Annotated in this window: 9 protein-coding genes; 6 read left to right on the top strand and 3 right to left on the bottom strand. The window is 63.1% G+C overall.

From position 1 onward, the window contains the following. The first annotated feature begins 116 nt into the window (after positions 1 to 116). Both OKA05_RS02885 and OKA05_RS02880 read left to right on the top strand, forming a co-directional pair. On the top strand, positions 117 to 5,528 hold the full coding sequence (locus tag OKA05_RS02885) for an Ig-like domain-containing protein (protein WP_264485590.1): 5,412 nt from the start codon (positions 117 to 119) through the stop codon (positions 5,526 to 5,528). Positions 5,529 to 5,601: 73 nt separating this feature from the next. Then, on the top strand, positions 5,602 to 6,429 hold the full coding sequence (locus OKA05_RS02880; RefSeq protein WP_264485589.1) for a tetratricopeptide repeat protein: 828 nt from the start codon (positions 5,602 to 5,604) through the stop codon (positions 6,427 to 6,429). 9 nt (positions 6,430 to 6,438) lie between these two features. Here OKA05_RS02880 and OKA05_RS02875 read toward each other — a convergent pair whose 3' ends face one another. Beyond that, a complete protein-coding gene (locus OKA05_RS02875) occupies positions 6,439 to 7,083 on the bottom strand; it encodes a D-Ala-D-Ala carboxypeptidase family metallohydrolase (protein ID WP_264485588.1) in 645 nt (214 codons plus the stop codon). Between the two features lie 271 nt (positions 7,084 to 7,354). Here OKA05_RS02875 and OKA05_RS02870 point away from each other — a divergent pair, with 271 nt between their 5' ends. From OKA05_RS02870 to OKA05_RS02860, 3 genes are all read left to right on the top strand, one after another. Next, the gene (locus OKA05_RS02870; protein WP_264485587.1) at positions 7,355 to 8,590 is read left to right on the top strand and encodes an LptF/LptG family permease; all 1,236 of its coding nucleotides are present in this window, start codon (positions 7,355 to 7,357) and stop codon (positions 8,588 to 8,590) included. 7 nt (positions 8,591 to 8,597) lie between these two features. After that, on the top strand, positions 8,598 to 10,469 hold the full coding sequence (locus OKA05_RS02865) for a SulP family inorganic anion transporter (RefSeq protein ID WP_264485586.1): 1,872 nt from the start codon (positions 8,598 to 8,600) through the stop codon (positions 10,467 to 10,469). A 107-nt stretch (positions 10,470 to 10,576) separates the two neighbouring features. Further along, on the top strand, positions 10,577 to 11,707 hold the full coding sequence (locus OKA05_RS02860; RefSeq protein ID WP_264485585.1) for a serine hydrolase domain-containing protein: 1,131 nt from the start codon (positions 10,577 to 10,579) through the stop codon (positions 11,705 to 11,707). Between the two features lie 96 nt (positions 11,708 to 11,803). On the opposite strand, the gene OKA05_RS02855 is transcribed toward OKA05_RS02860, so the two are convergent. Next, the gene (locus OKA05_RS02855; protein ID WP_264485584.1) at positions 11,804 to 13,069 is read right to left on the bottom strand and encodes an acyltransferase family protein; all 1,266 of its coding nucleotides are present in this window, start codon (positions 13,067 to 13,069) and stop codon (positions 11,804 to 11,806) included. Positions 13,070 to 13,074: 5 nt separating this feature from the next. Between OKA05_RS02855 and OKA05_RS02850 the strand changes: the two genes are divergently transcribed. Next, positions 13,075 to 13,755 (top strand): zf-TFIIB domain-containing protein, encoded by a 681-nt coding sequence (locus OKA05_RS02850; RefSeq protein ID WP_264485583.1) that lies wholly within the window; start codon positions 13,075 to 13,077, stop codon positions 13,753 to 13,755. Here OKA05_RS02850 and OKA05_RS02845 read toward each other — a convergent pair. Continuing rightward, positions 13,735 to 14,928 (bottom strand): hypothetical protein, encoded by a 1,194-nt coding sequence (locus OKA05_RS02845; protein WP_264485582.1) that lies wholly within the window; start codon positions 14,926 to 14,928, stop codon positions 13,735 to 13,737. The two genes, OKA05_RS02850 and OKA05_RS02845, sit on opposite strands and share 21 nt — an antisense overlap. Between the last annotated feature and the right edge of the window lie 44 nt (positions 14,929 to 14,972).

The following is a 14,972-nucleotide window of genomic DNA, read 5'->3' as shown; positions in this document are numbered from 1 at the left end:
GCGGATTGGCACGAGGTCCCGCTACGTGACCAAAGTTTCACGTCCCGATTTCCTCACACAATGCCGGTTCGCGGGCGGGAAATCGCGGCTAGATGCCTCAGGCGGTTTCTCCGCCTATGCACCACTTCTCTCCTCAGGGCCGCGCCCGGCTCGCCATCTCATCCCTCTCCGTCTGTCTGCTCGCGCCAGCATTCGGGGCCGCCCCGCTCATCGGGAATCTGACTGTCACGCAGAACGACACTGGAAATGCCCACACCGGCGTCACCGGCGTCTTGTCCCAAAGCAACGGGGTCTCCTACGTCGGCGGGACCCGAGGTGACTTCGGCCTGCGTTTTGATGGTGCCACTCCCGCCGCGGATGTGGCCAATGGCATCCTGATGGTCTCGCTGCGCGAGAACGGCCGCAGCAACCAAGGCACCACGCCGAACCCGATCGGTGCCGGCCTCGGCTACGCCACGCCCGCGATCCAGACGCCGGGCAACCTGGGCACGCCGAATCCTTCCTATGCTGGCTATTCTTCCGCCATCAGCATCGGCAACACGGCGATCACCACCACCAACGCCACCACCTTCTTCGCCTCTGGCGAAGAGTGGAACGTCAACCAATCCTTCGCCTACTTCAAATACAGCGACTGGCTCGGTGGCTGGGCGGACAACGCCGAAAACAACGGGGCGATCAACGGCTTCCTGAGCAAGAGTGCGGGCTTCACGGTGGCCAACGGCGCGACCGACCCGGGGACCGCGACCTTGTTCGACGACACCGACAACGCCGGTTTCTATACGCTCCGGCTGGGCGGCTTCACGGCTTCGCGTGGCACCAACTCCGCGGTTTCAGCAACCAGCCAGAATGGCATCCTGCTCGTGACCGGTGGCAAGAACGAGGACAACTACGCCCTTTCCTCCGCCAACGCCGACGGAACCTTCACGCTGATCTGCAAGGACAATGGCTCCGATGGCTTTACGTTCGAAAACGATCCGGTCGCTTTCGTTTACATCCCGGCCGGCCACAGTGATGTCGCGGCGATGGGCCGCATAGACGCCGAGGGTGACGCCGTCGCCAACTCCGGCAGCTTCACCGTGACGAAGGGCGGCACCGGCCAGTGGTATCTTTCCGCTCCCGGCCGCAACGACTCCAACAGCGTCCTGCTGATCAGCCCGGAGGGTGCCACTGTCACCGGCACCAATCGCGGCGACAACCTCTGGAGCTTCGCCTGGGATGCCGCGAACAACCGCTGGGTGATCGAAGGCCGCGATATCCCGGGCGCCGCCACGTCGACTCCGGGCCTGCAGAACATGGCCCCCAATGAGGTAGGCTTCAGCTTCGCTCTGTTGGCAGCCAATCCACCGCCGGTCGTGAGCCTCGACTCTCCCGCCCACGGCTCGAATGCGACGATCGGTGCGCCGGTCTCCTTGACGGCTACCGCTTCCGACGACACTGCGGTGAGCAAGGTCCAATTCTATGATGGATCGACGCTGCTTGGCGAAGACACCACCGCGCCCTACGAGTTCGTATGGAGTGGAGCTTCGCTCGGCACTCACTCGCTGACGGCACGGGCGATCGATGACCAGGGCGGGTTCGCCTCGTCCACCGCGGCAACCATTTCCGTGGCCCCGCCGGAGGGTGCTGACGGGCTGTTCTTCGATGGCGTGGACGACTACGTCACCTTCGGCGATCACCCGGCACTGAAGCTGTCCACTTTCACCATCGAGTGCTGGTTCAAGCGCGAGGCCGGTGGCGTCGGCGCAGGGACCGGATCGGGCGGGGTGAACGCGATCCCGCTGATCGCAAAGGGCCGTGGGGAAGCCGACACGCCCGCGAACATCAACTGCAACTACTTCATGGGCATCGACACCGCCACCGGCAAGCTGGCGGCGGACTTTGAAGATGCGGCCACCGGCCTCAACCATCCCGCCCTCGGGCAGACCGTGATCCCGGTCGGGATTTGGCAACACGCTGCGGTCGCGTTCGACGGCACCTCGTGGACGCTCTATCTCAATGGCAAGGAGGAAGCCACCGTCAGCACGGAAGGCGAAGTCCCGCAAAACCTCTCCATCCAGCATGCAGGCCTCGGCACCGCGATGAATTCGACGGGTGCACGCGAAGGCTATTTCCAAGGGCAGATGGACGAAGTGCGCATCTGGAACACGGCGCGCGATCTCGGCCAAATCCAGTCCACGCTGAATAGCCAGATCACCTCCGCGCCGGACCTCGTCGCACGCTACGCGATGGATGAAAGTTCCGGCTCCACCTTGCTCAGCAGCGCCGGCACGGCGATCGATGGCACCTTGGGCAACGGCGTGATCCGCACCACCGGTGCGACCTTCGATCTCAATGTGCCGCCGAGCATCTCGCCAAGCTCGCCCGCGAACGAAGCGATCGACATTCCGCTTACGGCCGAGCTTTCCGCCATGGTCAATGATCCCAACGGCGGCAACCTCGAAGTCACCTTCCACGGTCGCAGCGTTGGCAATGCCTCGCATTCGGATGACTTCACCGTCGTCGCCTTGCCCGACACGCAGTTCTACTCGGAGAACGTCGGCGGCAACCGCGCCGCGATCTTCTCGGCCCAGACCGATTGGATTGTCGCAGAGCAAGACGCGAGGAACATCGGCTTCGTCCTTCACCTGGGTGACATCACTCAGAACGGCGACAACCCGGCCACTGCGGCCGCCCAGTGGGCCAACGCATCGAACGCGATGTATCGCCTCGAGAACCCTTCGACCACGGGGCTGGTGGAAGGCGTGCCCTACATCATGGCGGTCGGTAATCACGACCAGACGCCGATCGGCGATGCGGACGGCACGACGACGAACTTCAATACCTTCTTCGGCGTCCATCCCGTCACGGGCATCAATCACTTCGCCGACATGTCCTACTACGGCGGCACCTCCGAGCCGGCCAAGGCGGACAACAACTACACGCTCTTCACTGCGGGCGGCATGGAGTTTATCGTCATCAGCTTCGAGTATGACACCACACCGGATACCGCCGACCTCAATTGGGCGGATGCCTTGCTCAAGGCTCACCCGGCCCGCCGCGGCATCGTGATCACCCACCACATGGTGAACACCGGCCTCCCGGCCAGCTTCAGCACGCAAGGCTCCGCGATCTATCAGGCGCTGAAGGATAACCCCAACCTGATCCTGATGCACGGCGGGCACATTCACGGCGAAGGCCGCCGGAGCGACAGCTTCGAAGGCCGCACCGTCCACTCGCTCCTCGCCGACTACCAAGGTCGTAGTAATGGCGGCGATGGCTGGCTGCGCATCATGACCTTCCGCCCGTCTCTCAATCGCATCGACGTCCAGTCCTATTCCCCGACGCTCAACCAGTATGAGACGGATGCCGACAGCCAGTTCTCGATCGACGTGGACCTGTCCGGTGGTGTCGGTCCCTTCACCGAGATCGGCAGTGTGACCGTGACTCCCGGCACCGCCTCGATCACCTGGCCCGGTTTGGAAGAAGGCGGCCGCTACGAATGGTACGCTGAGGTCAGCGATGGCACCACGACCATGACGACGCCAGTCCGCTCGTTCACGGCAGAGGGCGCAGTCTTCCCGCCCGCGGTGGCGCTCACCGGTCCTGCCAACGGCTCGCACTTCGCCGCTCCAGCCAACATCACGCTCGAGGCAACGGCCTCCGATCTCGATGGCACGGTCGCCAAGGTCGAGTTCTTCTCGGGCACCACGCTTCTGGGAGAAGACACCACGGCACCCTACAGCCTCGCTTGGGAGAACGTTCCGGCCGGCAGCTACACGGTGATCGCGAAGGCCACGGATGACGAGGGCGTGGTCGCTTCGGCCGATGCCGTTTCGGTCCAAGTGCTCGTGGAACCGGTCGCACCTGCGGTGACGACGGTTTCCGCCGGCCTCTTCGAACCTGGCTGGACGGTCGCCTCGACCTCATCTGAGCCACGCGGTTTTGAGAACCCCGGCAACAATGTCGGCGACATCGAACTCGTGGTGAATGGCAGCAACGTGCCCTTCCTTTCGGGGGTGATCGCCGTGGCAAACTGGAACAACGCCGGTGAATCCGCGGACAACATCGTCTCCGCTTTCGCCAACGGCTCCGGCCATGCCGTGGTCAGTGTGGCTGACAACTCGAACAACAATGCCGCGGATTTCAATCCGACCACCACCGAGCAATCGGCCGGCACTGCCGTGGCAGTCCTGCCATTCTCCGGAGGCTTCACCGGTGCAATTGTCGCTGCGAATGGAAGCGTGCTCGCCAGCAATCTCCCTGCGGGAGCCGCGGTGAACAAAACCGGCAGCGGTCTCTACACCGTGACCGGCCTTTCGATCGCTGGAAACCTTCTCGCCTTCCCCAATGGCAACGAGGGTACCACCGATGGTGACAACGTGATCTCGGTCCGGATCAGCAACGGCACCTGGGTCATCGATACCCGCGACAATGCCTCCGGCGCCCAGGACATTTCGTTCAGCCTCGTCTATCTGCCGGTGGCTACGCCTGGCATGATGAGCGGGATGATCCGCCAGAATGGCAGCCTTGAGACTCTCAACGGCAAGCTTGGTGAAGCCGGCGGCACCGTGACGGTGAATGCCAACTACTACGAGCTCACGATTGGCGACGGCACGGTGATCAATCCGTCCACCGCCGCCTTGCTCATGACCGCAGACTCAACCGCGAACGGACAATCGGCCGACAATATCGTCAGCTATTCGGCGAGCGGAAACGCCTTCCGGGTGTTCACACAAGACCTGCCGCAGCTCAACGGCAACTTCCAAGCCATCGATGTCCGCTTCGTTGCGGTTCCCTTCAGCCTCCAGCAACCGGTAGTGACCCTGCCGCTGGTGAACATCGAGGCGACCGATGCGACCGCTGGCGAATACGGCGCGGATCAGTCGATGGCCTTCAGCGTCACCCGCACGGGGTCGACGACCGAAGCGCTTGCTGTTTCCTACACCACCAACGGAGCGACCTCCGGCAGTGACTTCACCGCCCTGACCGGCACCGTGGAGATTCCGGCCGGCCAAAGCTCTGCCATCATCCCTGTAACGGTCCTGGCCGATGATGAAGCGGAAGGCGACGAATCGCTCGTGGTCACCATGAGTGAGAGCGCTGCCTACGACCTCGGCACTGCCTTCGCTTCGGCGACCATCGCGGATCGCCCGCTCCAGGCCTTCTTGAAGGCCCATCAACTCGGGGCTCCCGAGGCTGACGATGACGGCGACGGCGTGGCGAACGTCCTTGAATACTATCTGGGCACCGATGGCGACGACGACGCAAGCCACGCCACCGTTACCGCGGTTACGGCCGGGAACGGCAGCTTCACCGCGCGCTTCCCCCACGCCAAGGGCGCCAGTGATGTGAATGCCGCCGTCGAATGGTCCACCGACCTGACAAACTGGCACCGCAGTGGTGAAAGCAACGGCAGCCAGACCTCGACCGTCGCCATTCAGCCAGTGTCCCCGGCCGAAGAGGATCCGGAAACCTTGGAAGCCGTCCTCACCGTGACCGACGGTCCGGCACCGTCTTCAGTTTACCTGCGGCTGACCGTTACTCCCTGATCTCCTGCCGACACGAACCCGCCGTGGCTCCCCTTTTCCTCCCCAGGGGAGCCACGGCGCATTTCTTTCCACGATGAAGCCATCCCTCATTCTAGCAGCGTTGCTGTTCCCCTTTAGCCTGTCGGCACATCCCGATCCGAGCCATTCGCTGGAGCAACTGGAGGAACACCTAGCCGAGACGCCGGACGATCCGGAGCTATTGCGCCGGAAGGCCGACCTGTTCCTCTCGACGGGCCATCCCGATCTGGCCCGGCCAGTGGTGGATCGCCTACTTGTGCTCGATTCCCGAGAGCCGGAAAATCTTCTGCTCGATGCCCGGGTTTGCCGCGCCAAGAAAGACACCGCGACGCGGACCAAGGCCGCGGACCTCGTGAAGGCCCATCCGAAGTTCGCGCCGGGATGGCTCTTCCTCGCCCAGATCGAAGATGATAAGGGCGACCGCCAGGAGGCCATTTCCGCCATGCGGCAGGCGCTCGACCTTTCCGCCAAACCCTCAGCCACCGACGTGCTGACCTGCGCCGCGTGGTTGGAGAAGCGCGGCGACAAGCCGGAGGCCATCGCCGTGATCGACCAAGGGCTTGCCAAGCTCGGCGTGCTCAGCGGCCTCCATCAGAAAGCGATCGAGCTGGAGCTGACCCTCCGGCACTATGACTCGGCGCTACGCCGCGTCGATGCGCTGACGGGTCGCTTCCGTCCATCGGTCGCACTGTCGCTCCAACGCGCGGACATCCTCGAGAGCGCCGGACGCTTCAAGGACGCCGCCGCGTCTTGCGACTCCGCCCTAGCCTTGCTCGATGTCATGCCCGCCTCTCGCAAGGCGGGCATGGCGTGGAAAGAGCAGCGCGAGATGGTGAGCCAGCGCAAGGCGAAGAACCTCGTGCGGGCTGAGGAGACTAACTGAGCCGCCCTCTCACCAATCGACGTTCTGCCCGCGTGTGTCGATGTGCGTGAATGTCGAGTAGCGCCCCACGCCGCCGCGGAAGAGTCCGCTTGAGCGCAACGTGCGGGCGGTCTGGGCTACTGTCGAAGTAGCCACGGGGAATTGCACGTCGATCGCCACGTTGGCCTGATGATAGGAGCCGGACTTTGCGCCTGGGCAGCGGGAATTGTAAGCCGGAGCACGATACGCGGAAACGATCTCCTTCACCGGCTGACCGAGTTGAATGGCGACGCGATCAATGACCCGGAGGGTCGGCACCATCTGCCGCCAATAAGCGCGCGGGGGTAGTGCATTCCAGACCGAGCCCCGCTGTTTCGCATGGGCCTCGATGACTTGGCGCGGGGTCAGCCGCTGGAGTCGCAGGCTGGCGAGGAAATCGGAGTAGGCCTTCAGCTCACGGCCTTGGCGTGCCACCCATTCCGCGGGCAGGCCACTGAGGTCCACCGTGCTGGCGGCGGTGACGATGGTAATCTTGGGTTTCTTGGAAAAGAAGGCAGAGGCAGAGCCGGTGGTACCAAGCAGGGCGAGAGCGCCAGCTCCAAGGGTGCCAAGGGCACCACGGCGGGATTGGAGCGGGATGTGGGCGGACTCGCCGCGGGACGGATCGATAAGCATGTCGTGAGTGTGCGGGCTGGCTGGGAGGACGGCATGGAGAGCAAGCTCCGTGCCGCGAGTTTGTGTGAAAGAATCCGGCCGGCTCATCCGGCGAATTTGCGGTGGAGAAAAGCAAGCGAGGCGGGTGGGGCAAGGACATTCGAACGCATTCGCTAACCGTTAGGGAGTTCTGTGAACAACCCTGGTGAAAACACACACCGAGTATGGTCAATGTGACCACCGGAACTCCCTCTGGACAGGCTGGCGCGGGCGAACCATGCTGCGTGCATCCATGCGTCTTTCCGACCGCTACATCGGCCGCCAAGTCCTCGTCGGGACGCTATTCGCCATCCTGCTGCTCAGCACCATCCTGGTGATGGGCAGTCTCTTCCAGAACCTCCGGATGCTGATCGTGGAGCTCGGCGCTCCGCTCTCGATTATCGGCGAATTCCTGGTGGCTGCCCTCCCCTTCGCGCTGATTTACACGATTCCATGGGCGTTTCTCTCGGCCGTGCTGCTGGTGTTCGGCCGGATGTCCTCGGAGAACGAGCTGATCGGCTTCCGGGTGGCGGGGATGAGCCTGCCCCGTCTTTCGCTGCCGGTCTTTTTCCTCGGGGCGCTGCTTTCCGTCGGCTGCCTGTGGCTGAACCTGGAAGTCGCACCATGGGCGAAAGCGACATCGAAGAATATCAAGATGCGGGCCTTCGCCATGGACCCGCGCAGCATGCTGAGTGCCGCGGCGGAGCAGGACGGCCTGGCGCGCTTTGAGGAGAGCCTCAAGGACGTGCGCGCCTACATCGAGAAGTCCGATGGCTCCACGATGGAAGGCTTTCACCTCTTCAAGGTCGCCGATCCCACCGACAAGGAAGCCCGCGACATCTACGTCCACGCGATGAAGGCGAAGGCCGTCATCGACAAGGACAAGCAGCAGTTCCGCCTGCACCTCTACGACGCGATGTTCCAAACGTCGGACTCCACGGGCAAGCCGCAGATTGTGCTCGCGGAGGAGTCGGTGCCGGTGGTGCTCCCTTACGAGACCAAGCCCTCCAAGGATGATCCCGCGACGATGAGCAACTCGGCGATCCGAGACTACATCGAGGAGCTGAAAGAGAAGCAGCTCCGGGTGGTAGAGAGGGTGGCGACCCTCAAGCAGGAGATCAAGGGCTTGGAGAGTGAAGGTGAAAGCAAGAAGCCCCTGTTGCTGGAAAAGCAGGAGCTCCTCAAGAAGAGCCTGGTAGTCGACTGGACCGCGTTCATCCCGAACTACGAAAAGGAAATCCACCGCCGCTATGCCTCGTCGTTCGCCTGCCTGGCCTTCGCTTTCATTGGAGTGCCGCTCGGCATCAAGGCACGGCGCAAGGACACCTCGTCCGGTCTGATCTTGAGTCTCTTGATCGGAGTGGCGTATTTCATCTGCGGAATGATTGGCGGCAAGAGCCACACGGGCGTCCAACTCGCCGCTTGGGCACCGAATGTCGCCAGCGTGCTGCTTGGCTTGGTGCTGATGCGCCGCGCACGGTTCCGCTGAGGATTCCATGAGATCACCTTTCCACCCCAGACGGATCGCACGCCGCCTCGGCACGTTCTTCCGCGGAGGGAAACTGGATCCACTGCCCATCCTCCACACGCTGCGGCGCTACAGTCGCGAAAAATTCCGCGCCGACGGCAAGGCGGCGCTCAATGTCTCGCTGCTGGATATCCCGCAGGGCATCGCCTATGCGGCCATCGCCGAACTGCCGATTGTCTTCGGCATCGCTTGCTCGGCCACGGCCTCGATCGTCGCGCCACTGTTCGCCGGCTCCCGTCACACCATCCTGGGGCCGACGAATGCGACTGCGTTCATGCTCTTCGGTTTCTTCGCCGTGGAGCCCGCGCTGGCCGCGCGCGAGACCCAGTTGGTGCCCTTGCTGGTGATGATGGTCGGGTTGTTTTGCTTGTTAGGCTCGATCCTACGGGTGGCCGACCTGCTGCAGTACATTTCGCGTTCGGTGCTGGTCGGCTACGTCTCCGGGGCGGCGGTGCTGATCATGACCAACCAGTTCAAGCACCTGCTGGGCGTGGCCTACGAGGTGGACCAGATGCGACCGCGCAGCTTCGTTGGACTGGTGGATGCGTTGATGCGCTCCCTTTCCCATGTGGACTGGGGACCGGTGATCATCGGCGCGACGACCTTCGCGCTGTTCATGGCGATGAAACGCTGGAAGCCGCGATGGCCGAATCTGGCGATCATCCTGATTCTCGTTTCGGCGGTCTTCGGAACCCTGATCCAACAGGGCGTGGCACCCTTCGCGAATTCCGCGCGGTTCCGCACGTTCACGCCGGAGGATCTGCTGCCTTCCCTGCCCCACTTCGCACGACCGGGCATCTTTGAGGACATCTCGTCGCTCGTGGCCGTCGCGCTCGCCGTCGCATTCCTCGCTTGTTTGGAAAACACACTGATGGCGAAGACCATCGCCTCACGGTCCGGTGATCGGGCGGATGTGAACCAGGACATGTTCGCGGTGGGTGCTGCCAATTTTGCATCCGCCATCGCCGGTGGAATGCCTGCCTCGGGATCGCTGTTGCGCTCGACGCTGAATTTTTCCTCCGGGGCTCGCACGCGGATGTCCTCGATCTACTCCGGGCTACTGGTGCTTTCCGCCGCCTTGCTGATCGCGTGGTTGCCGAAGTTCGGGATCTCCTTGATCGACTATGTCCCGAAGGCCGCGTTGGCAGCCCTGGTCATCGGCATCGCGCTCGCGCTGATTAATCGCCACAATATCCGCGTTTGCGCGCGTTCGACTCCGGACGATGCGGCGGTGCTGATCACCACCTTTGTCTCCACCTTGATCGCGCCACTGCACGTGGCGATCTTCATCGGCGTCGCCCTGTCGATCACCCTGTTCCTGCGCAAGGCAAGCCGGCCGCACTTGGTGGAATACGAGTTCAGCGACGCCGGTGAACTGCGGCAGATGGGTGAGAAACGCCAACGCCCGAACCCGGCAATTTCGATCGTCCACGTCGAAGGCGATCTGTTCTTTGGCGCCGCCGAGTTGTTCCGCACGCAGATCCAGCGCACGGCGGCCGATGCCTCGCTGAAGATCATGATTCTGCGGCTGAAGAACGCCCGTCACCTCGACGCGACGTCGGTGCTGGCCTTGGAGGATCTGGTGAAATTCATGCGGGCCAACGGCCGTCACCTGCTGATCTCGGGCGCGACCCGCGATGTCTATCGGGTGCTGAAGAACTCCGGCGTATTGGCGACGGTTCAGGAAGGTGCCAACCGCAAGGCCGGCGAAAGCAACATCTTCCTCAACAAGCCCAGCAACCCGAACATCTCGACCCGCGACGCGCTCAAGCGCGCCCAGCAGCTTCTCGGCGGCGAGAAGGCCGAGGTGCGCATTTTCTACGACCCGAACAAGAAGTAGCCCGAAGATGGCGGATGGCAGATCGTAGATGGAAGAAGCAGCGCCTTCCTCCCTCCCACCTGCCGCCTTTCATCTGCCATCCACAATCTACGATCCTCCATCTCCCCATGAAACCCATCCTGCTCCTTTCGCTGCTCGCCACGGCAGCATTCGCTGAAGTGAACCCCGCCATCAGCGAGGCCATGGACAAGGCCACCGCTGCCAAGGAAATCGCCGGCGCCGTGACGCTGGTGGCCGATGGCGAGAAGACCCTTCATTTCGGTGCCAATGGCTTCGCCGATTTAGAAAGCAAGGCGAGCATGGAGACCAATGCCTTGTTCTGGATCGCCTCCATGTCCAAGCCCGTCACCGGCACCGCGGTGATGATGATGCAGGACGCAGGCAAGCTCTCGGTCGATGACCCGGTGTCGAAGTACTTGCCCGAGTTCAAGGGCCTCAAGGACGCCGGCGGCAAGGAAGTCATCGTGACGATCAAGCAGTGCCTGACCCACAGCGCGGGCTTGAGCGAAGTCTCGCCGCAGGAGTCCGGCAACATCGCCACGCTGAAGGATCTGATGCCGCTGATCGTGGCGAAGCCGGTCCAGTTCGCACCCGGCTCGAAGTGGCAGTATTGCCAGACCGGCATCAATACCGCTGCACGGGTGGTGGAAGTGGTCTCCGGCGAGTCGTTTCCCGACTTCCTCGACAAGCATTTGTTCCAGCCGCTGGGCATGGAAAACACCACCTTCTATCCCACGGAAAAGCAGGCCGCGCGCTTGGCCGTGTCATACAAGCGCTCCGCTGCGGGCGGACTGGAAAAGACCGCGCTGATGTTCCTGGGCAACCAGCCGATCACCAGCCGCGAGCGCTACCCGCGGGCCAATGGCGGCCTGTTCTCCACCGCCGAGGACTACGAGAAGTTCGCCCGCATGATCCTGCGCGGCGGCGAACTGGATGGTAAGCGCTACCTTTCGGAGAAGGCCGTGAAGCAGATGACCACGGTGCAGAGCGGCGACCTCAAGACCGGCTTCACCCCTGGCAACGGCTGGGGACTCGGCTGGTGCGTGATCCGGGAACCGCAAGGCGTCGCAGCCACCCTGTCGCCGGGCACCTTCGGTCATGGCGGGGCGTACGGCACGCAGGCATGGATCGATCCGGTGAAGAAGCGCATCCATCTGCTGCTGATCCAGCGGGCGGACTTGCCGAATTCGGACGGATCCGACATCCGCAAGGCGTTCCACGAGGCCGCGGCGAAGTGAGTTGCGTAGGCGCGGTGGTGACACCGCGGAAGCTTCCAACCCAGCCCGCTTTGCTCCCGGCATCAGCCTTCTCGTGAACTATGAAAGAAGGTCCCGCTACACCCGCAAGAACACCCGCTTCCGCCACAGGAACCAGAGCAGCAGCCACTCGATCAGGAGGATGCCGGCGACCAGCACGACTTCCTCCCACTTCCCGCAAAGCCGTGCGATACCGCCGAAGAAGAATTCCGAGATCACCGGGAACGGGATGATCCGTTCCGCGAGGTAGATCGTCAGCGGGTTCATGCCGACCACTTCGAGGGGAAAGCTCCACTTCGACTGCGGGCGGAAATCGATGATCAGGTGGAAGGCGGTGAAGAGCCAGATGCAGATGCCGCCCGCCAGGAGGTTGAAGGTGGTGGTCCACGCCGACTTGATCGGCGGATAGCCGGCCTTCCAGCACAACCAGCCCGCGACTAACAGCCCCGCCCCGGCGAGCAGCAGGCGGCCGGCGGCGGTGTGCGAAGGCGCGCCCCAGCTTTTCACGTAATCGCCGGTTAGCACGCCGCCGAGGGTCAGCGCTGCAGCGGAGACGATGCACAGCAGACCTTCGGGATCGAATACGCCGGTGACGTGCAAGCGGCCAGGCAGCAGCAACCGGTCGAGCCAGGCATTGACGATTCCCTCCTGCGTTAGCACGCCGGCTCCGTGGCCGGGGACGGGAAACAGCAGTTGCAGGCCGGCAATGGCCGCAAGGATCCCGCCACACCAGATCGCCCGGCCTTTCCACGTGGAGGTCAGCAAGTAAAGGCTGGCCGCGATGCCATAGGCGAGGCCGATCTGGCCGAGCACGCTGGCGTAGCGCTGTGTCTCGAATTTCAGCTCCAGCCCCCCATTGTAAACGATTCCCAACAGCACCAGCAGCAGCACCCGCTTCCACACGCCGGCAAGCAGTGCACCGCGTGAATCGCCGCGCTCACGCTTCTTCCCGAGGGCATACGGGACCGACACGCCGGACAGGAACATGAACAGCGGAAAGATCAGGTCGTAGGCGCGCAGGCCGTCCCATTTCACGTGCTCGAGCTGCTCCGCCCACACGTGGAGCCAGCCGACGTCGGTGACCTTCGCGAGCTGGAGGAACAGCTCCGCCAGGCCGACGATCCACAGCATGTCGAAGCCGCGCAGGGCATCGAGCGAGCGCAATCGCGGGGAGGTTGCGGGTTGATCTGCCATGACGGGCAACAGGCTCGCGGGCGGGCACAGGATTGCAAGCCGGACCTGATCCGGCTCCGCCGGTGGATCCAGCACGGCCCGCCCGGCTGCCGTGTGGAAAGCCGCCTTACCGGTGGAATTGACCGGGATTCCGTCATCGGCGAAAACCACCCGCGATGAAATGCACGAGCTGCGGCGGCCGACTCCAGGGCACCATGACCTTCTGTCCCTTTTGCGGGGTCCGGCAGGATGTGAACCTGCGGCAGATCCATTTCCGCGACCTCGGTGCCGATGCCTCCTTGCCCTGCCCCCACTGCTCCACGCCGCTCGATGTGATCGAGTTCGACACCGACACCGAGCCGAAGATCCGCATCGAGCGGTGCACCACCTGCTACGGGACATTCTTCAATCCCGGCGAGTTGGAGGCGCTGTTAGAAGCGCAGACGAACCCGCTGGTGTGGCTCGACCCGGCGCAGATCAACCAGATCGCCGCCGACTTCAGCCACAACCGCGACGTGATCGTCTATCACCGGTGCCCGATGTGCCAGGAGCGCATGAGCCATCTCAATTTCGGCGGTCGCAGTGGCGTGATCGTGGATCGCTGCGGGACGCACGGGGTATGGCTGGAGGGCAGTGAACTCCGCCGTCTGACCGAGTGGTGGCGGGCCGGAGGCAAGTTGATCTATCAGCAGCACGAGGCGGAACGCGTGAAGAAGATGTATGCCCCGGTCGTGGAGAATCGACGGAGGACACCGCTGGTGACCACAGAATCCCTCCGGTTTGAAGACTCGAAGGGGCCTGATACGTTGGACGTCCTGACGATTGTCGGCGGGGTGCTATCGGCTTTCCTCGATTGAGATCGGCTGCTCCATCTTCCCCTCCCGTGGCACTTCCACATAACCGATCAGTGATCCTGAGGCCTTCAGTTTTTCGAGAGCCTCGCTCAAGCGGATGGTCTGGAAATTTGCTTGCGTGAACCAAGTCACCGACGCCTCTCCCCCCGGCTCCCAGGCCTTCGCATAGCCCGTGACAACGCATGCCCGGCCATCGATCCACCACACCGGCAGCAGATCGCGGGCGCCGATCTGGTAGCTGTTGATCGACAGCTTCGCGAGGTTCACCACGCCCTGGAGACTCTTTGCAGGAAGCTCGCGATCGATCGCGCTGACGAGTTTTGTCTCTTTCCCGCTGGTTCTTGTGATGACGGCGAAGTCGATGGAGGGAAGCGACCTCGCGATCTGTTCCACATCGGTGGGATCCACGCGATCCCCGACGACGAGCTTTTCCTCCAACGCTTTCCGCTGCGCGTCGGCAAAGCGCAGGCTCAGGAATTCCGGCAACTGCGCGAGCCGCAGTGGATTCCCCTTGAAGCCCGGAGCCCCGCGAACGGTCACCAGGTGATAGGCGGAGAAGTATCGCTTCTTCACCTTGGTCCCCCGCTTGCTTTCGCTCAGGATCCGCGCGGCTAGCCCGGTCCGCCCCGTCGCGCGAATGGTTCCGGTGGTCGGATCGTGGATCTGGTATTTCCCGTTGGCATGGCCGAGCAGAAGCACGTTGTGCGGCCCGCCAAAGGGTCCGAGCGCGCGAAGGGAAATGTAGTCGCCTCGATCCAGTGCCGGTTCGAAGACCTCAGTGATCAGCCGCTCCGCTTCGGGGAGCAGGGTCTTCTTCGCAAAGTCGCCGTAGTCGCGCCGCCCGCCTTCCGAAGCGATGCCGAAGAGCTCGAAGAAGACCTGCTTGTCGAATGCACTGCGGAACTCGAAGTCACCCCGCCGTAGCCCGTAGATGCTCGCGACCCATGCCCTCGATGCTCGGGTGTCGTCCACGATCTGGATACCGCTGATCTTGGTCAGGGCCGGGACGTTCGCATAGAAGGCACAGGAAAGACCGATCTGCTTGGCACCAGGAAGCTTCGCCGGTTTTGCGGTGCCTTGAGCGGATGCCACATTGGAAAAGGCGGTGCATGCCAGCAGCACCGCGACCGCGACTCGTCGCTTGACGCAAAGCCTCGTTCTTCCAGTGGGCTTCATGGTCGCGTCGGTCCCAGACTCAGCATGGCTGTCATGATGCCTGA

The sequence above is a fragment of the Luteolibacter arcticus genome, from assembly GCF_025950235.1.
Classification (GTDB): domain Bacteria; phylum Verrucomicrobiota; class Verrucomicrobiia; order Verrucomicrobiales; family Akkermansiaceae; genus Haloferula; species Haloferula arctica.
This window is presented reverse-complemented; position numbering and strand designations above follow the sequence as displayed.